At 44.2% G+C, this 23,281-nt stretch carries 25 protein-coding genes; 11 read left to right on the forward strand and 14 right to left on the reverse strand.

From position 1 onward, the window contains the following. Positions 1-72 precede the first annotated feature (72 nt). Entirely contained in the window at positions 73-471 is a 399-nt protein-coding gene (locus TOL_RS11395; protein ID WP_015487482.1) for a thioesterase family protein, read from the reverse strand. A 163-nt stretch (positions 472-634) separates the two neighbouring features. Between TOL_RS11395 and nth the strand changes: the two genes are divergently transcribed. The 3 genes from nth (at position 635) to TOL_RS11410 (ending at position 3,675) form a co-directional block, all read left to right on the forward strand. Beyond that, positions 635-1,270, forward strand: a complete 636-nt coding sequence (nth, locus tag TOL_RS11400) for an endonuclease III (RefSeq protein ID WP_015487483.1) — start codon at positions 635-637, stop codon at positions 1,268-1,270. A 26-nt stretch (positions 1,271-1,296) separates the two neighbouring features. Continuing rightward, positions 1,297-1,701, forward strand: coding sequence for a lactoylglutathione lyase (gene gloA / locus TOL_RS11405; RefSeq protein ID WP_015487484.1), 405 nt, complete (start codon positions 1,297-1,299; stop codon positions 1,699-1,701). 108 nt (positions 1,702-1,809) lie between these two features. Next, the gene (locus TOL_RS11410; protein WP_015487485.1) at positions 1,810-3,675 is read left to right on the forward strand and encodes a methyl-accepting chemotaxis protein; all 1,866 of its coding nucleotides are present in this window, start codon (positions 1,810-1,812) and stop codon (positions 3,673-3,675) included. A 12-nt stretch (positions 3,676-3,687) separates the two neighbouring features. Here the strand turns inward: TOL_RS11410 and TOL_RS11415 are convergent, their stop codons facing one another. From TOL_RS11415 to TOL_RS11430, 4 genes are all read right to left on the reverse strand, one after another. Beyond that, positions 3,688-4,803: an ATP-NAD kinase family protein gene (locus TOL_RS11415; RefSeq protein ID WP_015487486.1), complete on the reverse strand. Its 1,116-nt coding sequence runs from the start codon at positions 4,801-4,803 to the stop codon at positions 3,688-3,690. A gap of 41 nt (positions 4,804-4,844) precedes the next feature. After that, entirely contained in the window at positions 4,845-5,849 is a 1,005-nt protein-coding gene (locus tag TOL_RS11420) for a phospholipase A (protein WP_015487487.1), read from the reverse strand. A gap of 95 nt (positions 5,850-5,944) precedes the next feature. Then, on the reverse strand, positions 5,945-6,394 hold the full coding sequence (locus tag TOL_RS11425; protein ID WP_015487488.1) for a hypothetical protein: 450 nt from the start codon (positions 6,392-6,394) through the stop codon (positions 5,945-5,947). Positions 6,395-6,541: 147 nt separating this feature from the next. Then, complete coding sequence (locus tag TOL_RS11430) at positions 6,542-7,393, reverse strand: DMT family transporter (protein WP_015487489.1); 852 nt, start codon at positions 7,391-7,393, stop codon at positions 6,542-6,544. A gap of 127 nt (positions 7,394-7,520) precedes the next feature. On the opposite strand from TOL_RS11430, the gene TOL_RS11435 reads away from it, so the two are divergent. Beyond that, complete coding sequence (locus TOL_RS11435) at positions 7,521-8,033, forward strand: MarR family winged helix-turn-helix transcriptional regulator (RefSeq protein ID WP_015487490.1); 513 nt, start codon at positions 7,521-7,523, stop codon at positions 8,031-8,033. Between the two features lie 19 nt (positions 8,034-8,052). On the opposite strand, the gene TOL_RS11440 is transcribed toward TOL_RS11435, so the two are convergent. Further along, positions 8,053-8,826, reverse strand: a complete 774-nt coding sequence (locus tag TOL_RS11440; protein WP_015487491.1) for a ferredoxin--NADP reductase — start codon at positions 8,824-8,826, stop codon at positions 8,053-8,055. 138 nt (positions 8,827-8,964) lie between these two features. On the opposite strand from TOL_RS11440, the gene TOL_RS11445 reads away from it, so the two are divergent. The 4 genes from TOL_RS11445 to TOL_RS11460 all read left to right on the forward strand — a co-directional run bounded on the left by TOL_RS11445 (position 8,965) and on the right by TOL_RS11460 (position 12,543). Continuing rightward, positions 8,965-9,858 (forward strand): LysR family transcriptional regulator, encoded by an 894-nt coding sequence (locus TOL_RS11445; protein WP_015487492.1) that lies wholly within the window; start codon positions 8,965-8,967, stop codon positions 9,856-9,858. A 107-nt stretch (positions 9,859-9,965) separates the two neighbouring features. Continuing rightward, positions 9,966-11,588: a phytoene desaturase family protein gene (locus tag TOL_RS11450; RefSeq protein ID WP_015487493.1), complete on the forward strand. Its 1,623-nt coding sequence runs from the start codon at positions 9,966-9,968 to the stop codon at positions 11,586-11,588. A 121-nt stretch (positions 11,589-11,709) separates the two neighbouring features. Next, positions 11,710-11,943 carry a TIGR02647 family protein gene (locus TOL_RS11455; protein ID WP_015487494.1) on the forward strand — a complete coding sequence of 78 codons (234 nt, stop codon included), beginning with the start codon at positions 11,710-11,712 and terminating at the stop codon, positions 11,941-11,943. A gap of 90 nt (positions 11,944-12,033) precedes the next feature. After that, entirely contained in the window at positions 12,034-12,543 is a 510-nt protein-coding gene (locus tag TOL_RS11460) for a M48 metallopeptidase family protein (protein WP_015487495.1), read from the forward strand. 4 nt (positions 12,544-12,547) lie between these two features. On the opposite strand, the gene TOL_RS11465 is transcribed toward TOL_RS11460, so the two are convergent. After that, positions 12,548-12,763: a cysteine-rich CWC family protein gene (locus TOL_RS11465; protein WP_015487496.1), complete on the reverse strand. Its 216-nt coding sequence runs from the start codon at positions 12,761-12,763 to the stop codon at positions 12,548-12,550. A 67-nt stretch (positions 12,764-12,830) separates the two neighbouring features. Continuing rightward, a complete protein-coding gene (locus TOL_RS11470) occupies positions 12,831-13,547 on the reverse strand; it encodes a hypothetical protein (RefSeq protein WP_015487497.1) in 717 nt (238 codons plus the stop codon). Between the two features lie 207 nt (positions 13,548-13,754). Here TOL_RS11470 and TOL_RS11475 point away from each other — a divergent pair, with 207 nt between their 5' ends. Continuing rightward, on the forward strand, positions 13,755-14,672 hold the full coding sequence (locus TOL_RS11475; protein WP_015487498.1) for a TIGR02285 family protein: 918 nt from the start codon (positions 13,755-13,757) through the stop codon (positions 14,670-14,672). A gap of 662 nt (positions 14,673-15,334) precedes the next feature. Continuing rightward, complete coding sequence (locus TOL_RS11485) at positions 15,335-16,171, forward strand: putative solute-binding protein (RefSeq protein WP_015487500.1); 837 nt, start codon at positions 15,335-15,337, stop codon at positions 16,169-16,171. A 93-nt stretch (positions 16,172-16,264) separates the two neighbouring features. Here the strand turns inward: TOL_RS11485 and TOL_RS11490 are convergent, their stop codons facing one another. The 3 genes from TOL_RS11490 to TOL_RS11500 all read right to left on the reverse strand — a co-directional run bounded on the left by TOL_RS11490 (position 16,265) and on the right by TOL_RS11500 (position 18,239). Continuing rightward, positions 16,265-16,981 carry an RluA family pseudouridine synthase gene (locus tag TOL_RS11490; protein ID WP_015487501.1) on the reverse strand — a complete coding sequence of 239 codons (717 nt, stop codon included), beginning with the start codon at positions 16,979-16,981 and terminating at the stop codon, positions 16,265-16,267. Positions 16,982-17,185: 204 nt separating this feature from the next. Continuing rightward, positions 17,186-17,536: a hypothetical protein gene (locus tag TOL_RS11495; protein WP_015487502.1), complete on the reverse strand. Its 351-nt coding sequence runs from the start codon at positions 17,534-17,536 to the stop codon at positions 17,186-17,188. Positions 17,537-17,639: 103 nt separating this feature from the next. Beyond that, positions 17,640-18,239: a hypothetical protein gene (locus TOL_RS11500; RefSeq protein WP_015487503.1), complete on the reverse strand. Its 600-nt coding sequence runs from the start codon at positions 18,237-18,239 to the stop codon at positions 17,640-17,642. Between the two features lie 198 nt (positions 18,240-18,437). Here TOL_RS11500 and TOL_RS11505 point away from each other — a divergent pair, with 198 nt between their 5' ends. Continuing rightward, a complete protein-coding gene (locus TOL_RS11505; protein WP_015487504.1) occupies positions 18,438-19,445 on the forward strand; it encodes a transposase in 1,008 nt (335 codons plus the stop codon). A gap of 238 nt (positions 19,446-19,683) precedes the next feature. Here TOL_RS11505 and TOL_RS11510 read toward each other — a convergent pair whose 3' ends face one another. From TOL_RS11510 to TOL_RS11520, 3 genes are all read right to left on the reverse strand, one after another. Beyond that, positions 19,684-20,142 carry a YcxB family protein gene (locus tag TOL_RS11510; protein WP_158505921.1) on the reverse strand — a complete coding sequence of 153 codons (459 nt, stop codon included), beginning with the start codon at positions 20,140-20,142 and terminating at the stop codon, positions 19,684-19,686. A gap of 116 nt (positions 20,143-20,258) precedes the next feature. Continuing rightward, positions 20,259-20,570 (reverse strand): hypothetical protein, encoded by a 312-nt coding sequence (locus tag TOL_RS11515; protein WP_015487507.1) that lies wholly within the window; start codon positions 20,568-20,570, stop codon positions 20,259-20,261. A 113-nt stretch (positions 20,571-20,683) separates the two neighbouring features. Further along, positions 20,684-23,278, reverse strand: a complete 2,595-nt coding sequence (locus TOL_RS11520; RefSeq protein WP_015487508.1) for a DEAD/DEAH box helicase — start codon at positions 23,276-23,278, stop codon at positions 20,684-20,686. Between the last annotated feature and the right edge of the window lie 3 nt (positions 23,279-23,281).

A 23,281-nucleotide genomic window follows, 5' to 3' on the forward strand; every position in this document is an offset into this window, starting at 1 on the left:
TTAGTTTGCAGGAACTTTACTTAGCATTAATGACCTAAACGACATTTTTTAAAAATGCCGGCCTATTTCAACTCAAACAGCAGAAATACCGCGCTGACGTTTCAGCGCAGCTTGATAGTAGTCTTTGGTGTTACCTGGTGACAGCACCAACTGTGCGCGTGCCACAACACCTGCTAGATCTGAGATCGAAATATCCGTCTCGTACAGACCATGTAATACACCCTGAAAGCTGGCCTCAATAATCAGCTCGGCTCCCAAACTCACGGGGGAAATGACCGACAGAATACTGGTCTGTACGATCAGTGCTTCCCCATCCACTAATGCAGGCTGCAATAGCTCGCGGGCAGAATGTTCCATCAAAGCCACAATCTGCGGGGTTGAAAGAACTTTAACCTGATCGGTCGCGGTCAAGGCGCAGGTATCTGATTCGGTAACGCGGTAGTTAAAAACGTAGGATTGCCCAATGTGCATAGCGAAAACTCAACTGCTGGCAGGAATGGATCTGCCGTGTAAGTTAATGCATCTCGATCTCAATGTCGCGCACTAATGATAAAATTAATAATAAAGTGTGAAGAAGCGACGATTCAAGGCTGTGATACCATTACATCAATTGAAATTGCTAGCATCTACTTTTATGAATAAACAAAAACGCATCGAAATATTCAACCGACTTAAGGCGGAAAATCCGACCCCTGTTACCGAACTGGAATACAGCTCACCCTATGAATTATTAGTGGCCGTTACGCTATCCGCTCAAGCTACCGACGTAAGTGTCAATAAAGCAACACGCAAGCTCTTTCCTATCGCTAATACCCCAGAAGCTATGCTGCGATTGGGCGAAGAAGGCTTGAAAGAGTACATCAAAACGATTGGCTTATTTAATAGCAAAGCCAAGAACGTCATCAAGATGGCTGAACTGCTCATCGAACGACACAACAGTATCGTGCCGGATAACCGCGATGACCTCGTTGCCTTGCCCGGAGTTGGACGTAAAACAGCCAACGTTGTATTGAATACCGCTTTTGGGCAAATTGCGATGGCGGTTGATACCCATATATTTAGAGTCTCAAATCGTACCAAGATTGCGCCTGGAAAAAACGTTGATGAAGTGGAGCAAAGGCTCTTGCGCTTAGTTCCGAACGAATACTTAATGGATGCACATCATTGGCTCATACTTCACGGTCGATATGTATGTGTCGCCAGAAAGCCCAAGTGTGGCTCATGCTTAATAGAAGACTTGTGCGAATTTAAAGATAAAACGGTCGATTAAATATTTAACCAGTAGAGGATTTAACCATGAGAATTTTGCACACTATGTTGCGTGTAGGCGACCTCGACGCTTCAATCCATTTCTACACCCAAATTATGGGGATGAAGCTACTACGCCGCAGCGACAATGAAGCATACCGATACACCCTAGCGTTCGTCGGATTTCAATCTGAATCAGAAGGCGCTGTATTAGAGCTTACCTATAACTGGGATCAAAGCAGCTACGACTTGGGCAGTGGCTACGGTCATATTGCCATCGAAGTCGACGATGCCGCAGAGACATGCGACACCATACGCGCTGCTGGCGGCAAAATCACTCGCGAAGCTGGGCCTGTCAAAGGAGGAACCACGGTAATTGCATTTGTTGAAGACCCCGACGGCTACAAAATAGAACTGATTCAAAAAAAACCGGCCTATCCTATCGAAATGTAATTTAGCAGGTCGTCGTGTCAAGCGACGACTTTCCTGCCTTTGTCAAGATTCTCTGCACATTGCTTTTTGGCCTGCTAGGCTAATTACACTACGTAGAGGATTTTGGACATGCTATTAGATAACCTAAACATCAAGATGCGCCACAGCGTTATCATTGGACTGGTCATTGTGGGGCTTGGAATCATGGCATTTGCCAGTGTTCAACAGCTTATGAAAACCAAACTCCTTAGTGAAACACAGATCAATATTGAGAAAATCGAAAGCGATATCCTGCTATTACGTCGCCATGAAAAGGACTTTCTAGCCCGCAACGATGTATCTTATCAGGCCAAATTTAACGATAGCGTCACGGCAACACAGTCTCATATCGCCAGCTTATTAGACGAACTCAAAACGTTAAATTTGATAACCACGCCGGTTACCCAACTACGCGATATCATTGCAGTATACGCTGTTCAGTTTAACACCCTAGTTAGTAAGAAAAACGATATTGGTTTAACCCCAACGACGGGTCGTTATGGGCGATTGCGTGAGGCTGTGCATCAAATTGAAAACACTGCGAAGGCCGACAACCAATACGATGTGCTCTATCAAGTCCTTATGCTTCGTCGCCATGAAAAAGATTTCATGCTGCGTCTCGATTTAAAGTATCGCGACAAATTTATTAGCCAGATTGCAGAGTTCCGTCAGTTAATTCAAGAGCAAAATTTGACCCACCTTAATGCCTCACTGAAGAACTATGAAACCGAATTTCTGACCTTAGTTGCGGAACAAGAAGCTGTAGGCCTGAGCCCAACTGAAGGTTTAATGGGTGATATGCGTACCCAGATTCATGCCACCGAAGAAGCGTTAAACATCATGCAAAATGCTTTAAGAGACGCGGTAACTCAACTTCAAACTAATGTTTTTATAACTATTGGCATCGTCATCACCGCTATTATTGGTATTAGTGTTGTTTTAATCACCATGGTATCTCGCACTATCTATTTACCCATTCAATTGATTACTAACAAAATTCGTGATATTTCCCAGAGTCTCGACCTCACCCAAAGAGTCAACTTTAATTCGCGTGATGAAATTGGTTCTTTGTCGAGTTCCTTCGATCATTTGCTGGGAGTACTCTGCGATACGACTGTTGCTGTTAAAAACACATCGAATTCTGTATCGAATGCATCGGTAACGCTCACGCACGTTACCAATGAGGTTTCTAAAGCCAGTAACTTACAGCAACAGGAAATTACTCATGCAGTAACCGCAATTAGTGAAATGACAGAAACCATCAATAACGTTGCAAACAATGCCAATCACGCTGCGCAATCAGTAAATGAAGTTCATTCTGAAATTGCGCGCGGCAAACTCGTTGCCAATACCGCTCGTGATGAAATCGACGCCCTAAACAACGACATTATGCAAGCCACCGATGCAATCTCTAAGCTGCAAGCCGATAGCGAAAGCATCGGAGAAATCTTAAGCGTAATTAGCGCTATCGCCGAACAAACAAATTTGCTGGCCTTGAACGCAGCAATCGAAGCTGCGCGGGCTGGTGAACAAGGTCGAGGCTTTGCGGTAGTAGCCGACGAAGTAAGAACGCTAGCAAGTCGTACCCAAGAATCTACCGAATCTATTCGCAGCACCATTGGCGAATTTCAGAAAGGAACAGCGGGTGTTGTTACTACGGTCACGCGGTCGCGCGAACGAGCGCAGTCAGGGATTGAAAAAACACGCGAATCGGCCATTATTTTCGACAGTATTTACACCAATATTAGTGCCATTAATGATTTGAACACACAGGTTGCAACGGCAGCCGAGGAGCAAACGGTTGCCGCAGCAGAGATCAATCGTAATGTGGTGCGAATCAATGAACTGGCAGTTTCATGCCACAATCAGGCACAAGATGCCTCAGGTGCTGGTACACAGCTAAAAGAGCTATCAGTTAGCCTATCGCATAACATTGCGCGCTTTAAGGTTGATTAAAGTGCGCGGCCATCAAGCGATGGGATAGACAATTCTGTCGTTATAGCCGGTAACAATCTCAACCGTCCCGTGCCACTCTTGATCGAGAGTGGCATCACCACTGTCAATAATCAGTGGCCGCCCATTCAGCGCTGTAATTTTCGTTTTAGTCGAGATAATTACTATATTGTCTTTACCCAACGCTCTTAAAATTCGGGGGCTAAACTGCTGATTACCGCGCCCAAATACGTGCCCCTGCCCGCCCATGCTACTGACGACTGCTTTGCAAGCAACATGATCTTGCATCAGTGCCCATATCTGTTGCTCGTTGATATCTCGAGCGATTAATTCACGATTCAATACGGCATCGACGCCGAGCAAAGTATTGTCTAAACCGAGTTCATCCATAATCGCCAGAGTCGTTTTACCTGAACCGATCAAATAAACAACGTCGTCATCCATCGAATTGATGATATCCGCAGCGATATCGGCAACCACTAACGATTCATCCTCGACGCCACCTTGCTTCACCGCTTGGACAAAATGCCCTGCCTGAGGAACCCGCATATCGCCATAGTGTTTAGCGCGAACCTGATTCTGTCGGAAAGCATCTTCATCGAGATCACGAACTTCCGCTTCGCGAATATCCACCAGCTTGCCGTCCAACAAATGACGTAGCACCTCACCACTCGCCGCGGGAGTAACACCGTAAACACCGGAATGAATTTTGACGCCTGCGGGGATGCCGAGTACAGGAAGTTGCTCGCCGATCACGGCGCAAATATCGCGCGCAGTGCCATCGCCACCAGCAAAAACAAGAACGTCCGGTTTTGCCGACAGCATGAGTTCAGCAGCTTCGCGAGTTTGCTGGGCAGAAGTAGGCAGAGCCATAGATATCGGCAAAGTTTGATAATCAAAGCCGAGCTTCTCTAATAAATTCGCGCCCATATCATCTGGACAAGTGATAAATCGACAATGATCTCGGTAAGGCAAAAGTACTTCTAAAGCCTGCTCAGTACGTGCTCCAGAGCGCTGTTCAGCACCACGAGCAAAAGCTTCTGCCACCACCGCTTCGCCATCGCTCCCCTTCAAGCCAACAGCACCGCCAATACCCGCAAAAGGGTTAATAATCAGACCAAAGGTCAACATGCAGTTTCTCTAAACAGATGAAATAAGGATGATTAATAACGCTAGAACCAATCACTTAACTTAATACCAATACCGAAGCGTTCTTGGTAACGATTATAATCGATTAAGCTTTCACCATAGCCGTTAAAATACTGTACGTAGCCTTTCATTTTTCGTGATATTGGAAAGCTCCAGCCAAGCTCCAATGAACCTCGGTTTTCATTCCAATTTAAATTATTACGCACCGTTGCTGAAAACTGATGATGCTGCATTACGTGCAAATACATCAGCTCGCCGTAACCTAAATACTCTTCAATATCTGGGTTATCATCATCACTGGGGTCTTCAGGATCTGACGAATTTTTTTCTGGAATACGCCACCAGGCACGCAAATTCAAAACGCCATCGGGTATCAGCATCGTAGCCTCGCCGATGATCCTATTCCAACTACGAGACAGGGTACTTGTTTGTCCATTGGACTGATGATTGATTGATAATCCCAGCCTTTCTACCGGATAGTTCTTCAACTGCCAATTAAACATAAGCTCAGGTTCATGATTAGTTTCACGAAACGGCTTTGATATCGCGGAATTATACACCTGCCAAAATGATCGGTTGGTATAACCGAACTCGATGGTACTCAATTTCCCCAGCAGGTCTTCGGCCAATGTCGTTTTAACGCTGAACTGCATAACGGCCTCAAGATGCTGATAACCATTTTCACGACTAACAGGCTCATCAGCAATGCTCGTTAACGCCCGCTCAAGTTCTTTGTCACTCGGGCGAGTTTGATAAGTCAGCGGCAGTAAATAGTTCGGTTTATGCGGAAGAAGAACATAAGGATTATCAGAGGCTAAACGTTCTGTGCGTATTTTTTCAACCAACTCAGGAAACTGACGAATCTGTGGATCGAGTTCATCAGCGGACAGTACTTCGATGCTTTGTGATTCTGTCGCAATATCCGGTTCAACATCAGGTACACCGAACACAGGAAGCTTACTCGCGTCTGCCGCTAGAACCAGTGATGAAAAAAGTAGTAAAAGGGGCACCGACAAAAAAATACGCATGTCATCAACGACTATTAGCAAACGAAATTAGCGCTAATGATAGCGGCCAAGTAGGTCAGCCGCTATGGAGAATTAAGAATTCACACACTGGCCATTCATACGGCAAGTTTGTCGGCTTCGAAATATGGGGTGCGCGCCGCTTGAAACTCATTTTTGCAATGCGGGCAAACGCGAACTTCCTTGCTCAGAATGCGATTGTGTAAGTGATATTGCTGGCTGTCCTTCTCCCAGCAATAGGAACAATACGGCTGGCCATAGGGCTTGCCATCCAATGTCCGGTAGTACGCATCGCCGCGACGGCGCATATTGCCGCGATAGGTTAAGACCTCATTCAAGCGAATCAGCTCGGCGTCTTTATCTTCAACATTGCCCTGCAATATCGACAGTTCCATCTTCGCTTCAGAAATGGAGCCAACCAGCTCAGCCAAAAGACGCTTCATTTCGCTTTTATCAAGCACATAGCCCGATGCACGAAACAAACGAGCAATCTCTAATGCGCCCTGCAAGCAATCCAATACTGAGCTAACTTTACCGTGACCTGCCATATAACCACCTCTATCATTCTTTTTATGGCGCTCGAGCACTTAAAGCTCGACGAAATTCTGACGAAAATTCGTCAAAAACCAAGATTTAGAAAGATAGAGCAGAATTAGTGCCAAATTTGCTCAGCTTAGTTCGTCCCCCAAAGAACACTACTTCCGTTGACCTACCACAACGCATAACAAAACCAAGCACATGCCAAAGAGCTGTCCCGTGCTAATCTCTTCTGACATAAAAAATACTCCAACAAGCACTGCGACAACAGGATTGACCAATCCCAAAAAACTCAGCCGTTGAATTGGAATAGCCTTCATCGCCCGAAACCACAGCCAATAGCCCATACCCATACCAATAGGCCCCAGCCAAGCCAATGCTAGCATGCCACTTGGCGTAATATCGGGAACCTCGCGACCACTAAGAATTACGTAGAGCAGCAAAACCACCCCAGAAATAAACAGCTGGGCACTGGTAAATTGCAGCGGCGGAATATCCTTAATCCAACGCGCTGTCAGCAAAATACCGCACGCCATAATAAAGCTCGCCGACAAAGCCGCCACAACCCCCCATGAATCTAACGATTCTGTCGATTGCCAAACTAAGCATGCGACCCCAACCACGCCACCGATAGCAGCAAACACATGATGCATCTCTGGGCGTATACCAAAAATCGCGCGAATCATAATGACTTGCAGAGGTAACGTGGCAACCAAGGTCGCTGCAATTCCCCCAGGCAAACGCCCGATAGCAATAAATAGCAGCGAAGTAAAAATGGCGATATTTAGCATACTTAGTAAAGCAATACGCCAACCGAATTGGATCCATACCGACTTGGGAACCATCCATACCATTAAGCACCCAGGAATACTGATCCTTAATGCGGCTAGCCAAAAAGGATCAACCCCCACCAGCCAGCGTTGAGTAACCGAATAAGTCGTTCCCCAAATCATTGGCGCCATCAAAGCCATCAGCCAAATCGATAGTGTACTTTGTGATTGCTGCTGCATGATTTACCTTCATATAAAGATTCTTTACTAAAAGATAAATGCTTACCTACCAAGAAGCAATTACCTTTACATTAAGATAAATCTAACGGCATAATTTTACGGTCTATCCAGATAAGAGCAGCCACCGATGACAGATGACGAATCACTTGCATCAACTCATGATCATGTCGATGAGATTGCCAAACAATGGCAACGAGAAAGACCCGATCTAAACCCAAACCCTATGCTGCCAATTGGAAGGATTTATCGTCTACATCAGCATTTGCGAACTGCAATCGAAACTGTCCACCAGCAGTTTGGCCTCGCGACCGGCGAATTTGATGTACTAGCGACATTGCTGAGAAATGGCGACCCCTATTGCATGACGCCAACGGCATTATTCCGCTCGGCGATGTTGACATCAGGGGCAATGACTAATCGCCTGAATCGTCTTGAAAAAGCGGGATTGATTGAGCGTATCCACGATCAAAATGATCGGCGTAGTTTACTCGTACAATTATCAAAAGACGGTAAAGCACTCATTGATCAAATGATCGTAGAGCACTTAAAAATAGAAAATGAACTGCTAAATAACCTAACACAAGAAGATCAAACACAATTGAACACCTTGCTTAAAAAGTGGCTGTCAGCGTTTGAATAACGCCCACAGCCAACTCCTCTCACTTTTCTACAAAAGCTCGTTCAATCACGTAGTGGCCTAAATCACCACTGCGGGTTTCTTTAAAGCCACGCTCATCAAGAATTTTCGTAAAGTCTGCCAACATGGCAGGGCTACCGCACAACATAAAACGATCGGTTTCAGGATTAAGATCTTCCAATCCTAAGTCCGCCGTTAACTTACCGCTAGTAAGCAAATCGGTTAAACGGCCCTGATTGCGGAACTCTTCACGGGTAACCGTTGGGTAATACAGCAGTTTTTCGCGCACGATATCGCCAAAATATTCGTTGTTTGGTAATTCGTTCTCGATACGATCACGGTACGCCAACTCAGAAATATTACGCACGCCATGAGTCAGAATCACTTTATCAAACTGCTCATACACATCAGGGTCTTTAATAATGCTTAAAAAAGGTGCTAATCCAGTACCTGTGCTCAGCAAGTATAAATTCTTACCCGGCAATAAATGATCCGTCACTAACGTGCCCACGGGCTTAGTACCCACCAGCACCTCATCACCCACGGCTAATTTTTGTAGATGTTGAGTCAACGGGCCGTCTTGAACTTTAATAGAAAAGAATTCCATCTCTTCTTCATAGTTTGCACTGGCTATGCTGTAAGCGCGTAATAGCGGCTTATCGTTTATCTCCAAGCCGATCATTGTGAAGTGACCGTTTTTGAAACGCAGCCCTTGATTACGAGTCGTCGTAAAGCTGAACAAGGTGTCATTCCAGTGATGCACGCTGGTAACGGTTTCGCGGATCAAATTACTCATGTTCGCCTCGTGAAAAATTACAACAAATTGATTACTTGCTAAACAGGTTACGCCTCGGCAAACTATCGGTAAAATGACTTGTTTTGATATCGGTATTCGGTTTTACCGATCAAGTAACATTGGAACTTGGAATCACTTATGCGCTATACGCTACGCCAGTTGGAAGTTTTCCTCGCCATTGCTCACACAGGTAACCTCACCCGCGCCGCCAATCATTTGGCCATGTCGCAGAGTGCGGCTAGCAGTGCACTTAAGGATTTTGAAACACAGTTCGAAGTGCAGTTGTTTGATCGTGTCGGTAAACGTCTGCAACTCAATGAACAAGGCCGATTAGTTCGACCAAAGGCAGAAGCCCTCATGGCACTCGCCCAAGACTTTGAGCAAGCGCTTATTCGCCATGCTGAGGCTGGGCCATTAAATGTTGGCGCCACCCTATCCATCGGTAACTATCTAGCTGTTGGCTTAATGGCTGAGTATATGAACGACCACCCCGACGCCCCCGTCACCTTAGATGTTGCCAATACTGAGCACATTGCCGAACGTGTGCTGAATTTTGAACTGGATATTGGCCTCATTGAAGGCGAATTACATCACCCAGAACTCGATGTCATCCCTTGGCGCGAAGATTCACTAGCCGTGTTCTGCGACCCTAGTCACCCACTCGCTAAGTTGCAAAATGCACGGCCACTTACCGACGACGATTTACTCACCCCTCGTTGGATTTTGCGCGAAAGTGGCTCGGGAACTCGCCAAGCGTTTGATCGGGCTATGCACGGTATCTTGCCCAAATTACACATCGCCTTGCAGTTACAACACACAGAAGCCATTAAACGTGCCGTTGAAGCGCAACTCGGAGTGGGCTGTTTATCGTTAATTACCTTAGAAGACGCCTTTAAACGCGGCAACCTGACGCAGCTACATACACCCACCAGAAATTTTCGCCGCCAATTATATTTAATTGTGCATAAGCAAAAGTACCGCAGCGCTGGCATTCAAGCTTGGATCGACTTGTGTATGACCAAAACCAGCTAACGGCATCTGTGCTACTTGATCATTAAATCATCTGATCGAGGTATTTCTAGGTCGTTAGAAAAGGGCCATGCTGAGTTGATACAAGAATAATTAATTGAGAGTCATTTATGAGCACGCAACCGAGCACCCTACGGATAGGCCGTCGTTATCGCGCTAACCGCTTAAACGGTCCCTACGAAGCCATCGTTATAGGCTCCGGCATTGGTGGCTTAACAACCGCCGCCTGCCTAAGCAAAATGGGAAAAAAAGTCGCTGTGCTCGAGCAGCATTATACCGCTGGGGGATTTACTCATAGCTATGATCGCAACGGCTACGAGTGGGATGTAGGCGTGCATTACATCGGCGATGTGGGTGCAAATCATACTCTGAGCAAACGCCTTTTCGACTACATTACCGATGGCAAACTTAAATGGGCGCCACTCGCGGATAACTACGATCGCTTGTTTATTGGTGATCGCCAAATTAATTTAATGGCTGGTCCTAAAGCATTTAGTGATGAATTAAAGAGAAATTTCCCTGGTGAAGAACAAGCAATCGATACTTATCTCGATTATTTAGCCCAAGTCGCAAAAGTAATGCCGGGCATTACCATTGGAAAAATACTACCCGAATTTATCGCCCGAACATTTAATCGCTGGCAAAGTAAAAAAGCACCTAGATTTGTTCGTAAGACTACCCAAGAAGTACTAGAAACTCTGACCAAAAATCAAGAGCTCATCGCCGCACTCACAGGTCAATGGGGTGACAACGGCCTACCACCGAATGAGTCGAGTTTTATTATTCATGCCCTAATCGCTCGCCACTATTTATACGGTGGTTATTATCCGATTGGTGGCGCGTCGGAAATGGCGAAAAATATAATTCCCGTTATTCAGCAAAGTGGCGGTGACGTATTTACCTACGCCGATGTTAAACAAATCATCATTAAAAATGGTGCTGCGGTAGGGGTTGAAATGGCGGATGGCGAGCATATTTTCGCCCCCGCAATTATCAGTAATGCCGGTGTGTACAATACCTTCGGCCCTCTGCTGCCAGACAACGCGCCCAGCAAAGATTATTACCAAGAAAAACTCACGCATGTGCGCCGCTCTATGGCCAGCGTGTGCTTATATATTGGCATAAAAGACACCGCAGAAAATTTGCAACTGCCAAAAACCAATTTATGGATATACCCCGGGGCCGATTATGCTAAACACGTTAGTGAGTTTTTAGTCTCTCCTGACGACCACGACGTGCCGCTCGTGTACATCTCATTTCCATCAGCTAAAGATCCAAGCTTCGCCAGCCGTTATCCGGGCCGGGCGACGATTGAGATAGTCGCACCTGGACCATTCGAGTGGTACTCAGAGTGGAAAGATAAGCCGTGGGGCAAGCGTGGTGATGACTACGAAGCAAAGAAAGAGGCTTATTCCCTGCGCCTGCTGGAAAAACTCTACGAAAAATTGCCACACTTGCGTGGAAAAATTGATTACTACGAGCTATCCACCCCGCTCTCAACCGATTATTTCTGCCGCTACAGCGAAGGCGAAATTTATGGTCTAGATCATACCCCAAGCCGCTTTGAGCAAGATTGGCTAAAGCCCAAAACTCAGATTCCGGGGTTATATCTTACAGGACAAGACATCATGACCTGTGGCGTTGCTGGCGCTATGATCGGCGGCTTAATAACCACAGTAAGCCTTAGTGGCTGGAAGGGACTTGGGTTAGCCAAGAAGATGTTTGTTGGTTAAAGGAACGGGCATAGATCGCAATCCTGAGAAGAATTGACTAAAGTCAGATAGGTATCAACGGATTTTCAAGTACACTGAAATCCGAAAACACGATGACAAGAATCATAAAAAGGATCGAACTATGCCCTACACACCCGACATAACCGCAGAACTGAACATCCTTGCTCGTTTCAACCTTTCGACCACTCAAGAAGGCATCAAGATTCATTCATCAGCCGCGCCAGATGTCATTGCTGCCACCGAGCGACTATTCAACAAAGGCCTAATCAGCCAAGCAGATGGTGGCTACCTAACAGAACTAGGACGCAATGCCGCCGAGCACGCCCAGAATTTACTGCTAATTATCAAGGGATAGGATACCAGCCCATAAGCCTCTGCTCCGTGTTTTGCAGAGGCGAATCTCTTATACTGTGGCTTCCGTATGTATTAAATGGCCACTTTTCTTATGAATCCGCGCGCGTTACGTTACCTAATGGCCTACTCTGCTGACGTCCAGCATCAGGCCAGCGAGCTTCTTGCGGCCAATAAGCTTGGCGAAATCATCAAAAAACGGCACCCAGACAAACATACCCTTTCTTCTGCAAACTTGCTCTATGCCTACGCTCAAGAAATTAAAAATGAGTACCTGCGCTCATCTCCGCCCATTAGCAAAGTCATATACGACGATAAAATTCATGTGGTCGATCACGCACTTGGTTTGCATACTTTTATAAGCCGTATTCAAGGCAATAAACTAAAAGCCAAACATGAAATCCGCATATCCACATTGTTTCGCAACACGCCGGAAGCCTTTTTACGCATGATTATTGTTCACGAATTGGCGCATTTACGCGAAAAGGATCATAACAAGGCATTTTATAAACTTTGCCAATATATGGAGCCGAACTACTTTCAACTCGAATTAGATGTGCGACTCTACTTGTGTCACAAAGAACAATATGGCGACTTGTGGTGATTGGTTATTGCGCCTGAGTTGTCGCTAAAAAGCGCCGAACGCAAGCCTCACAGATACAAGCCCTACCTTGCAATTCATCCGGTAATGAATCAATAAGCGCCTGCGGTACTGATAAATCTGCTGCCATACACCAACATGTCGACTTACCAGCCTCAACACCACAAGCATTTGAGGTTTTACATAAAGGACATAAAGCAGGATCAATATTGGGCGTCGGCATCGACTATTTCCTATCATAAAAATGCCCGCCTAAGCGGGCAAATCAAACCTAGATAACCAACAAAAGGCTATTGCACTTGGCCGATTAAATCGAGATCAACCATAGCCGATGTTTTATAGGCAGGCATCGTAGCATGAAGTAAGCGAACGACATCGCTGTGATCAATGAAAGACCGCTCTACACCACCAAGATAGGCATAGATCAATTTAACTTCAGTCTCGCCGCCAACTGTCATCTCTACACCTTGGCTCTCACAGATTTCTTGCTTAACCGTTATGAGGTCATCGAACTGCAATTGCCCTTCCGTATTGGCCAGCGCCAATAAGCGATCTAACGTGAACTGACGTTGGCTATCACTCACGCTTGTACCACCAAATTCGAACGTCAAACCACAATCATGCGACAGCAACGAACCGGCTTCATGTAAACGAGATAAATCTAATTTGCCTAAATTCCACTGAGCAATACTTGCCAGTGTGATGATGCTTCCACAACTGCCCTTATCGCAGCCAAACACCTCTGCAGCTTCCGATGCCAAACCGGTTTTTACCTTAAGCGACGTAGCTTCGCCATCTTCAGCATTATCGTATAACCCAGAGCGCTTCAACATACGTTGAAATGGACACAAGATATCTGTGTTCTCCGCACGAGTACTTTCAGGACCAACTTCAGGGAATAGCGACACTAACTCTTCACTCGACAATACATCACCGCCACAACCGACTAATAAAGTTGAGCAAGCAAATACGGCAGCAAGCGATAACTTACGGATAAGTAAAATCATATTAGAGATTCCTTTCAATTTATTATTTATAAGATCGCTCTCCACGTCTTATTAAAGAGCGAGAATCACAATAGATTTAGTCACCATACGAGTCAATAAAGCTGGCTTAATAAGCCACAGAGCCGTAAGTATCAAGATACTCAATAATTGACACTGTCATGAACCTTGACATAACCTCAAGTAACTAACGAACTCAAGGGACATAAGATGTTCAGGAACCCAATAGGCATCAGTATATTGGCATTTTTTAGCGCATTTTATACACTAACAGGCTATACGGCTGAAAGTGAGAACATCGAACAGAAAACCATTACTTGGGTGAAAAATGATGCCCCGCCTTTTTATATTGCCAAAGGTAATTGCCAGAATGGCTTTGGCGACCAAATACAAACCATAATCGAACGAAACTTACCTGAGTATCATCATCGAACTTTTCTCGTTCCACTCAGCCGACTGGAACATACATGGGCAGAATACAGCCCATTGTGCTTTGCAACCATGATCTACGAAACCCCAATAAACGATCAATATATCCTTTCTAGCCCCAACGCTATGTATATGCCGCACGGCATCATAACGACGAATAAATTTGCCGAAAGTTTGCCAATTAATGCTGATGGAACTGTATCTTTAGAAGACCTTATTAGTGAGCATAAAGTTTCGCTCGGTCATATAGCAGGAAGAACCTACAGCACTAAAATCGACAAGTTGTTAACCAAGTATAACGACAACGTCGTACTCAACACCCGTTCCGGTTCAACGGAAACCGAAGGCGTCCTTACTATGTTAAGCGAAGGACGTTTTGATATTCTTATCGAATATGAGTTTGTGCTGAACCACTATGTGGATGAAGGTGATTATCCAAATCAATTACGTTTTATTCCGATAAAAGAAACACGAGGTGACTACATACTGGGTGCTATCGGTTGCACCAATTCAGCAGAAGGAAAAATGGCTATAAAATCCATCAATACCATACTGGACCATGTTCTACATTCCCGCGGCTATCGCCGAGCGGTGGCTGACTGGCTTGTACCAGTCGGAGACGAAGTACATTACTGGACCGCCTTCGATAAAGTCTTAGAGGAATCATTGGGGAAAGAATACCAACCCAAATCTAAATAAAATAATCACTCTTAATCAAATAATAAGAAATTAATAATCATCCCGAATACATATCTCGTTAGAAAACGGCTGAAGATCGGTTAAATATGGCCGCGACTAATCGTGTCGCCTGCCTAACCACAATTCTTTTTGCCGATTAAGTCATCAGGGATTATCGATAAAAAACGAATTCGCCAACTGACTTTTGTAACAGTATGGGTCGAAGATGTACCAAACCAAGACATATTCCCGCGTCTGTCTTCTCTAATCTAATCAAAAAGGTATCCTCTACCGGATGATTAAAAGCACCGATAAAGCGCAATCGTTGGCTGCCATTAGCTTGGCCATATAAGACCGAAAATAATAATAATGGATACAATATGACCACCAAAATTATTCTGGCATATGTTTTAGTTTTAATGTGCAACTCTGTTACTTGGGCTGCTGACGAATCATCACTTGGTAGTAATGATTCGTCCGCAAAGAATGCTAGGCTCGAAGCTACGGTAATGAATCAGAACATACCGTTAGAAAAGCGAATAAAAGCACTCAAGACGCTCTATAGTCACCTCACTACAAATGGACGCATTACACGACATATCTGCATATGAGACCCTCTTGGAAAGTCTGGACCTATTGCCAATACAGTTGAAGATCAAGCGCTCAGATCGCTTCACTATGGAATGGATTTGGAAGTTTCCATTTTTAATAATGAACGAGAACTAGTTCAAAATTTCAAAACGGAAACGACCTGCGACGCCATTTTAATTCGTGGTGCAGTAGCGATGGAGTTTAATAAATTCTCAGGCACGATTGAGGCGGTCGGAGCATTGCCCGAACGTAAGCATTTACAGCTACTAATGCAGGTATTTACCAGCCCCAAAATGAACCGCTTTATGTCCGATGGACAATATACGGTCATGGGTGTTGCAACCATTGGTGGAAACTATGCATTTATGGATGATAAATCGTTTAAATCGCTATCCAGTATTAAAAACAAACGCGTTGCAGTTCAAACCGTCGAACCGGGAATGAGAGCACTGACTAAAAAGTTCGGCGCTGTTCCAGTGGAAGGCGACATGATGGCGAACGTGCAAAGCTATGCCGATAACAACGTCGTTTCTATGCTATCTCCTGCCATTGCTTATCTCGTTATGGGGAGTGGTCAAATCAGTTCTGACACCGGTGTATTACGCAATCCTATATCTCAGTCGACCATGCAGTTCATTGGTCGTTCCGAGTTATTTCCAGATCCTTTAGCACAAATGCTACGCGAAGATTTTCTATTAAAATTTGATAACTATTCCGCCCGTGTCGATAAGGAAATGGCTCTAGTTCCTGAAGATTTTTGGATAGAAACGCCTGATAGTGAGACCGAGAAATTAAGCGAAGCCACTCGTGAAGTACGAATAGCTTTGCGGGATGAGGGTTATTACGATGCAACTATGTTACGCATTGCTCGTAAGATTCGTTGTAAATTCAATCCTGAGCGCAGCGAGTGTATTAACCCGACCGAGTAACCAAACTGCCGTAAATACCAACCTTCAAAATTGAGCTACAGGGCTAAGCTAACAACCAATGGCTTACCAATAACAGAAGGTTACTCGCTAATATTAGCTAAATTGGCAAGCACTTTTCCCATGACAGTGTTCGCCACTGGTAGGATGCTTAAAATACAAATCGCTGGCATGCAGTTGCAGCCTGTCCGCCATCTGCTGACTGTGATCATTGTTATACAAATCACAGCCAAGTATGGGATGCCCTATCAGCTGGCTATGAATCCGTAACTGATGTGTACGCCCAGTAACCGGAGAAAACTGTACTAGGCTGCGACGCGGTCGCTCTAGGCGCTGCAAAACCACGTAGTCGCTGATTGCTACCTTACCCTTGCTGTCGCATATTTTAACCCGAGGAAACTGAGTTTTATCCTTCGCTATCGCTGCGCAGATCTGCCCGTGATCTTCTGCGAGCCAACCATCCAACACGGCAATATAACGCTTGCGTACAGTACCAGCATGAAACTGCTTATTGAGATGCTGCGCCGCCTGCGCATTCAAGCCCACCACCATAATGCCGGATGTACCAAAATCTAGTCGATGCGGTAATTTGGCATGAGGGAATGCAGGACTCATCTCCTCTTGGCCGTGGACTAACCGATAGTGCACGGAATCCCAATTCAGGGGATTTTTACCCGACAAACTCAGCAGACCACTCGGTTTGTTGATCAATAGAATATCGTCGTCCTGATACAAAATCTCAACAAAATCACTGCATGCAGGTGCCACGAAATCATCAACAAGGGAGTACTCTGGCGGCTCTTTAAGAGACATTTATTATTCTCTGATATCGGTTTTTATGGTCATTATGACGACGGTCTGCATTATACCCTCTTTAGTTATGGCTTCCTCGACTCGTTCTTGCAGCACAGCTCGCTCACAAGACTGATCACTTATTTCTCGTGTAATCTGAGTAAAATGTGATTGCATATCTCAGAAGAAAGAAATAAAGCCGTGTTCAATATGCAAAGAAATGCACTACTTCACCGGCTTAGTTCCAATAGTTGGTGAGTACATATCTTTGGGATATTTTATATGGCCATAAATTAAAAATGGAATCACCCCGCCTAAAACAGCAGCGTAATCTACCCAAGTATTAAGCCCAGAAACCTCTAGAAATATCCACGCTAGAAGAAAGTAACCCACAAAGATAACGAAAAATATTTTTGATGAGTTACTAGAAAAAACCCACTCTTCATTCATTGGATTATCTTGGATATTTTTCCCGCACTTAGGGCAGAGAAATCCAACTTTGTAGCCTTCCTGATACCCATCAATCGCCTCGATGGCAGGAAATTCTTCTTTACAATAGCAGCATTGATAATTCATAAGAGTGTGTAACGCTCAGCTAACCGAAAAAGATTTCATAGCGGAACTCCTGCGTGCCCACGCAAAATAGTGACAGCGAACATTTGTCCGATGGAGCCGTTTACTAAATTTCACTTGCACGATTAATAAGCTCCTGCAATTGTTTTACAACGCCCGGCGTGAACTTAGCAACACCATCTTTAGTCACTAGTTTATAGTTTTTGTTTTGATTAAATGAATCGATTTTTCCGTTCTTGATGATGTAAAAACCGATAATATCCTCATTGGGGACGTTACCCATAGGATTAGCTGTTCGTTGATCTATTGCTGCAACAAATTCAGGGTTTTGAGTGCTTATGTATTCTTTTAGCCCAGGTTCATCGCCAATTGCTGCTAGTTGTTGTACTAATAACCGAAATTCTTGGTTTTGAATAAAGGTGCGCTCTGAGATTTTTTTTGAGTTTGGATCGAGTACCCCCAAAACTAATTTACCAATAAGACCATTTTTTAGAGCTTGGTTAGGACTTATTGCCGAGACTACAACGGCTTTTTCGTTTGCTTTTAGATAATCTTCGCCAGCAAAGTCGAATACACCTTTAGGTACCAGAGTTAGATCTACCTCAAAAACATTCACCTCTAAACCTCCCCAATCTTCGGATTCACTAGATTGAGCTATTAGCGGAGTTATTAGGAAGGCAAAAGCAAATATGTAATTTCGAATCATCGTAGTAACCTATGAAACTTAGCGCCCAAAGCAGCGGCGCGCGTTAGCACGTACAGCCCGAAGGATGATCTTGCCCCGATAAAACGGACACATGAATTTTCTGCGTGTACGGACAGTCATCCTAAGAAGAATGCCCGATTGATCAGGAACGTCAATACCGCTAGTTTGAAAATACGAAGCAAGTTGCAGGAGGCTAGGATGCCTAAACCAAGAAAAGAACTCATATCACTCGAAGCCACACCCTACTACCACTGCGTTTCGCGCTGTGTAAGGCGTGCATTCTTATGCGGGACTGACAATGAGGGTCGTAGTTTCGAACATAGGCGCGGGTGGATTGAGCATTTATTGCTAGAACAAGCCAAGGTCTACTGTATTGATATCGCTGCCTACGCAGTAATGTCGAATCACTTCCACGCCGTACTTCATATAAACCAAGCCAAGTCTAAAGGGTTAACCGACATTGAAGTCGTTCAACGCTGGCATCAGTTATATAAAGGCACCCTCGTTTCACAACAGTTTGAGCGTGGCGAAGATCTCCGCGAAGACCAATGGATATTACTACGACGAAATATCGAAGAGTGGCGCTCACGACTAATGAGCATTAGTTGGTTTATGCGTCGATTGAACGAAACAATCGCGCGCTTAGCAAATGATGAAGATGAGTGCACGGGTCATTTCTGGGAAGGCCGATTTAAATCCCAAGCCTTGCTGGATGAAAAAGCTCTAGCCGCATGCATGGCCTACGTCGATTTAAATCCAGTGCGCGCAGCCATGGCAAAGACACCGGAAGAATCTAAGCATACATCGGTGAAAAAACGTGCTGAGAAAGCAAAAGAAGCCTACTCCCCCAACCATCCCCAGCAACAAGTACCTGAACTTCTCAACTTTGCCGGAAACCCTAAACAGGATATGCCTGAGGGCATACCAATGCGCCTGACGGACTACTTGGAATTAGTTGACTGGACTGGCCGCCAAATCAGAGAAAATAAACGAGGCTCCATTTCTGAAGCTGAACCTGCAATTATGAATCGATTAGGTATTGACGCCGAACACTGGCTCTATATTACCCAGAATTTTGAATCTGAATTCAAGGGTGTTGTTGGTGCCGTCAATGAAGTGAAATCAAAAATCAGCTGCTTCTGGGACAAACAAAAAGAACGACGACGAACAGCGGGAATTCAAGCCTGCAAATTAAGGCTTTCGTAACCTCGACAATCTGATTCAACACTCCCCATCCTAATTCAGAAGCCTTCTGAGATTTAATCTCGCCTAAAAATCGCGAATTTTAAGCAATATCACCGAAAAGTCCGCCGCATACTCCTACAGCACCAATAAAATCTTGTCGCGAAAATTTAAAAGAGTAAATTGCCGGCTACTCTCTTATCTTGACTGTCTTATTTATTCTTAAAGCGGGGGAAGATCATTTGTCCGGTGAAGCCGCTTGTTATGCGCTTCTAGGACCAAGATGCTCACCAAGCAATTTACTAAATTCACTTTCATTTGAAAGCGCCCGTGACGGCACCATATGGAACATATTGCTCGTTGTATACAGGAGATAGATGCCTTTACCATACTTCCATTTGTGAATATCAGACCAACGTAAATTACTTTCTCCCGATTCACTTTTGAAATTGATTCCTTGCTCCAATAAATGCATGGTGATTTCAGTTCTTAGCGCCCTGAGTTGGCGATACTGTTTCTTGGCGTTGAAAGGTATCAATAAGAACAGAACAGAAAAATAACCAATTACCCCACCAACAACACCACCAAACCCCATTGTCTTGTACTCGGTAAAAGCACCAACTAAAACCAACAGCAGCCCAATAACCACAAGTACCACCAATGTTTTATCGGAGCCTCTTCCGTTTAGCTTCATCGCGTTCACGACTTCAGATTCTGTCAATTTGTAACTACAGGTCATCAGTACCTCTTAGCGCATAACGCCCGGCCTTAGGGCGCGCGCTTTTTGCGCGTCCCGCCACGCTTTTCAGTGGCATCAACGGCCATTTGTTATAAATATCATCGCACATTTCGACTATCCCTGAGGTTGATACAGGCTTCCGACACACAAGCTTTTAGCATTTCCATCTTGAGCTCAACTTGCTGGTCGATGATAGCATTTGCCTCTTCAACCTCTCCGCGTGCTAATAACTCCTTAATTTTACTTAGTGTATCCAAGTCATATGCAGCATTCGAAGCTAACGAATCTTCAATAATCCCAGTGGCGGCGTAGTCTACATGCTTATTGATAGCATCAACAAGGAAGGCAAAACCCCATAGGCCAAACACCAATAAAGTCGCGAAGAATAGAACTTGTTTCAGGTACTTCATAGTTTCAAATATTTATAACGCTGCCAACAGCGGCCGAGCGTAGCGAGGTCCAGCGCACGGAGTGCGCGATGCTGCTTGGCTTTGTTAGATTGAGTAATACAGTATTTGGCCAACTAATATCCAGCCTTCATCAAGTGCCTTTTAAAGATGTTCGGAAGTTTGTCTTTATCGATGATGGCTAGCGCTTTTTCTGCAGAAGCATCGATCATCTTGACCTTGCTAGAGATTGAAAGTGCTACAGACCTGTTTATTCCGCAGCTCATTAACTCTAGAACAACAGGGTCGTAGCTCCCCATTTCGAGCATAGAATGCAGGTTTAGAATATAGGCATTCTCTTCAATTTTTTCGTCGCTCAAAAAGTACGAAATCATGTCAGACCAGAGCATCAGGTACTTAACGGCAATGAAAGTTAGGTTAGTACTGATGTGACTAGTAACTCGCCTCGCAGCCTTATCGACTTCTGCCTCATCATTATTGTTTTCACCAATGAGATCAAGAATGAAGAATTTATGCTTTTTTCCAGTCATCCAACGGTGTGCATCCCTTACAAGTCTTCCTATGTTGATGTAATTGTCGTTCGCATAGCCATTACTATTGAGCTCATATTCGATATTGAAAATTTCATTGAGCCTATCGAAAACACTCCATAGCTGAAAGTAATAGCTTTTTTCTTGGAACGCCACATAATCTAGATCACTACCACCTTTTGTCATGGGCTTCTTGCTTATCAGCCAGTTTCCTGCCCCTTCCGATTGAATCGCTTCGAAAAGCTTGTTTTGCAAGATAGGATCAATAAACGGATTTTTGGCTATAAGTTCTTGAGGTATAGTTATACCGTTGTACATAGATTCTATTTTTTTAGAAAAGATTTCGACGTTTTCTGATGAAATCCCTGAGCTTGATAGAATCCTGTCGAAGTGATTTCTGTCAGTTTTAAATATTGACCTTAAGTAAGATAGGTTGCCGTAAATATCTTTATCACCTGTCATTTCGCGTATCTGATCTCCTGACATATCGGCAATAACTGATAGATAATCTTCATTTTTCTGAAGGAAAAGGTTTGAAGATGTATCAACAGTTTTGTTTACGTCAGCTTCAAGTTTCTTGCTTCCCCATTCATCATCAACAACATCAATACAGTAGATTTCACCATAAAGTTTAGTATTGGCTCTGCCTGCGCGACCAAGAAGATTAAGAAAGTCAAAGGCAGGCATATCCTGTGAATTCACTTTAGGACTTATGACAATGAGTCTGTCTGCTGGCAAGTTCACACCTTGTAGCAAAGTGGATGTGCAAACAATATTCTTGATAATAGATTCCGAATATAGCTCCTCTACTTCTTGCCTTGCAATATCTGGAAGCCCTGCATGGTGATATGCAACTCCAAGCCTAAGAGTTCGGATGAGTGAGTAATCTGGATGCACTTCTTCAGATAAGAAATCGATTAGATCCTTAACTCTAGAGTCGGCCGCCTCGATAATTTTTGGGTTCTTTGAGGCGATAACAGGAGCGATTTTGCTTGCCCATTTCTCTGAAAGGTTTTTCTTCGGAGCATAATAAATATTATGATCCTCAGGAGAAAACATATCTGCAATAACCTCTAGCGCCTCCCCTTTGTTTGTTTTTATCTTCGAATACAGTGATTTTTTCAACTTAATCTCACCTGAGATAATTCGTTGAGTTGGGCTTGATATTTTGTATTGGGCTATTTTTTTGCTCGGAAAAAAAGTAAGTGCCGACCGAACCTGAAACACTGGAGAGGATAGTGTTTGATGATCAATAATAGAGATATTACAGATTTTCTTAATACTATCTGAAAGTGAGCTTATGAATGGCCCTGCGACGACAAGTTGGGTAGAAGCCCAAGTAGAGGTTACTCTATATAAGATGTTCTCAAATATAACCCCTCTCGAACCAGCTTCAATATTATGTACTTCATCCATGAATATTAATTCTGGTGGCGTTATATTTTTGTCTTGTAGAAGTTTCAAACATCTCTCTGGCGTCAGCACATAGATAGTGGCCAGATCATCTTCTTCATTAGCTATGTAGGTCGTATATACGTGCGCTTTTTCGTGGAACTGGCTCTTTAGCGCGTTGCTCACTTGATTTATCAGCGCTTTTGTTGGCACAATGAAAACGATATTCTTCGCGCCACCTTGTACCAGCTCCAGAATATATTTCTTAATTATGAAAGATTTACCCGCTGATGTTGGGGCAGAAATAGCTATGTTCTCTCCAGAGTTAAGAGACTCCCAAAGCTTTTTCTGAAACTCAGTGAAAAAGATCTTTGTGTCATCGGAGAATTCGTGTTCTAGCAGTGCTCTGTGTGCCGCCAGTTCAAAATTTAGTAGCGTTCCATAATCGCTGAGTGTGTTTTCTTTATGGAAGAGTTTGGGTATATGGCTGCTGGTAATAAGGTTTCCAGCTCTTGATTGCAAGATATAGCACGCACGTTTGTATATTTCATTTTCTCTATCGGTCAGGTGGAGCAGCGCTCCAAAAGCATTTGCCATATTGCGCTCTTTATCATCGTCACTAAGAGCAGCTATCGAAGCGAGCCAGGTAGCTTTTTTGATCTCTTCATTATCAAGATCAACCTGTACATTATCTGCTACTTTATCCTCGAGAAATAGCTTTTCCAATAGCTTGTCAAACACTCGAATAAAATCTTCATGATTTGCTGCTTGAGAATATATCTGCGTCATATT

The sequence above is a fragment of the Thalassolituus oleivorans MIL-1 genome (genome assembly GCF_000355675.1).
GTDB classification, from domain to species: Bacteria; Pseudomonadota; Gammaproteobacteria; order Pseudomonadales; family Oceanobacteraceae; genus Thalassolituus; species Thalassolituus oleivorans.

Excerpts from the sequence above, each read along its gene's own strand:
- TOL_RS11420 (WP_015487487.1), bottom strand. The coding sequence starts at position 5,849 with ATGCGTATTTTTTTGTCGGTGCCCCTTTTACTACTTTTTTCATCACTG.
- gloA (WP_015487484.1), top strand. The coding sequence starts at position 1,297 with ATGAGAATTTTGCACACTATGTTGCGTGTAGGCGACCTCGACGCTTCA.
- TOL_RS11435 (WP_015487490.1), top strand. The coding sequence starts at position 7,521 with ATGACAGATGACGAATCACTTGCATCAACTCATGATCATGTCGATGAG.
- TOL_RS11410 (WP_015487485.1), top strand. The coding sequence starts at position 1,810 with ATGCTATTAGATAACCTAAACATCAAGATGCGCCACAGCGTTATCATT.
- TOL_RS11430 (WP_015487489.1), bottom strand. The coding sequence starts at position 7,393 with ATGCAGCAGCAATCACAAAGTACACTATCGATTTGGCTGATGGCTTTG.
- TOL_RS11520 (WP_015487508.1), bottom strand. The coding sequence starts at position 23,278 with ATGACGCAGATATATTCTCAAGCAGCAAATCATGAAGATTTTATTCGA.
- TOL_RS11470 (WP_015487497.1), bottom strand. The coding sequence starts at position 13,547 with ATGATTTTACTTATCCGTAAGTTATCGCTTGCTGCCGTATTTGCTTGC.
- TOL_RS11490 (WP_015487501.1), bottom strand. The coding sequence starts at position 16,981 with ATGTCTCTTAAAGAGCCGCCAGAGTACTCCCTTGTTGATGATTTCGTG.
- TOL_RS11440 (WP_015487491.1), bottom strand. The coding sequence starts at position 8,826 with ATGAGTAATTTGATCCGCGAAACCGTTACCAGCGTGCATCACTGGAAT.
- TOL_RS11415 (WP_015487486.1), bottom strand. The coding sequence starts at position 4,803 with ATGTTGACCTTTGGTCTGATTATTAACCCTTTTGCGGGTATTGGCGGT.
- TOL_RS11500 (WP_015487503.1), bottom strand. The coding sequence starts at position 18,239 with ATGATTCGAAATTACATATTTGCTTTTGCCTTCCTAATAACTCCGCTA.
- TOL_RS11495 (WP_015487502.1), bottom strand. The coding sequence starts at position 17,536 with ATGAATTATCAATGCTGCTATTGTAAAGAAGAATTTCCTGCCATCGAG.
- nth (WP_015487483.1), top strand. The coding sequence starts at position 635 with ATGAATAAACAAAAACGCATCGAAATATTCAACCGACTTAAGGCGGAA.
- TOL_RS11445 (WP_015487492.1), top strand. The coding sequence starts at position 8,965 with ATGCGCTATACGCTACGCCAGTTGGAAGTTTTCCTCGCCATTGCTCAC.
- TOL_RS11460 (WP_015487495.1), top strand. The coding sequence starts at position 12,034 with ATGAATCCGCGCGCGTTACGTTACCTAATGGCCTACTCTGCTGACGTC.
- TOL_RS11450 (WP_015487493.1), top strand. The coding sequence starts at position 9,966 with ATGAGCACGCAACCGAGCACCCTACGGATAGGCCGTCGTTATCGCGCT.
- TOL_RS11465 (WP_015487496.1), bottom strand. The coding sequence starts at position 12,763 with ATGCCGACGCCCAATATTGATCCTGCTTTATGTCCTTTATGTAAAACC.
- TOL_RS11425 (WP_015487488.1), bottom strand. The coding sequence starts at position 6,394 with ATGGCAGGTCACGGTAAAGTTAGCTCAGTATTGGATTGCTTGCAGGGC.
- TOL_RS11395 (WP_015487482.1), bottom strand. The coding sequence starts at position 471 with ATGCACATTGGGCAATCCTACGTTTTTAACTACCGCGTTACCGAATCA.
- TOL_RS11515 (WP_015487507.1), bottom strand. The coding sequence starts at position 20,570 with ATGAAGTACCTGAAACAAGTTCTATTCTTCGCGACTTTATTGGTGTTT.
- TOL_RS11505 (WP_015487504.1), top strand. The coding sequence starts at position 18,438 with ATGCCTAAACCAAGAAAAGAACTCATATCACTCGAAGCCACACCCTAC.
- TOL_RS11485 (WP_015487500.1), top strand. The coding sequence starts at position 15,335 with ATGGATTTGGAAGTTTCCATTTTTAATAATGAACGAGAACTAGTTCAA.
- TOL_RS11455 (WP_015487494.1), top strand. The coding sequence starts at position 11,710 with ATGCCCTACACACCCGACATAACCGCAGAACTGAACATCCTTGCTCGT.
- TOL_RS11475 (WP_015487498.1), top strand. The coding sequence starts at position 13,755 with ATGTTCAGGAACCCAATAGGCATCAGTATATTGGCATTTTTTAGCGCA.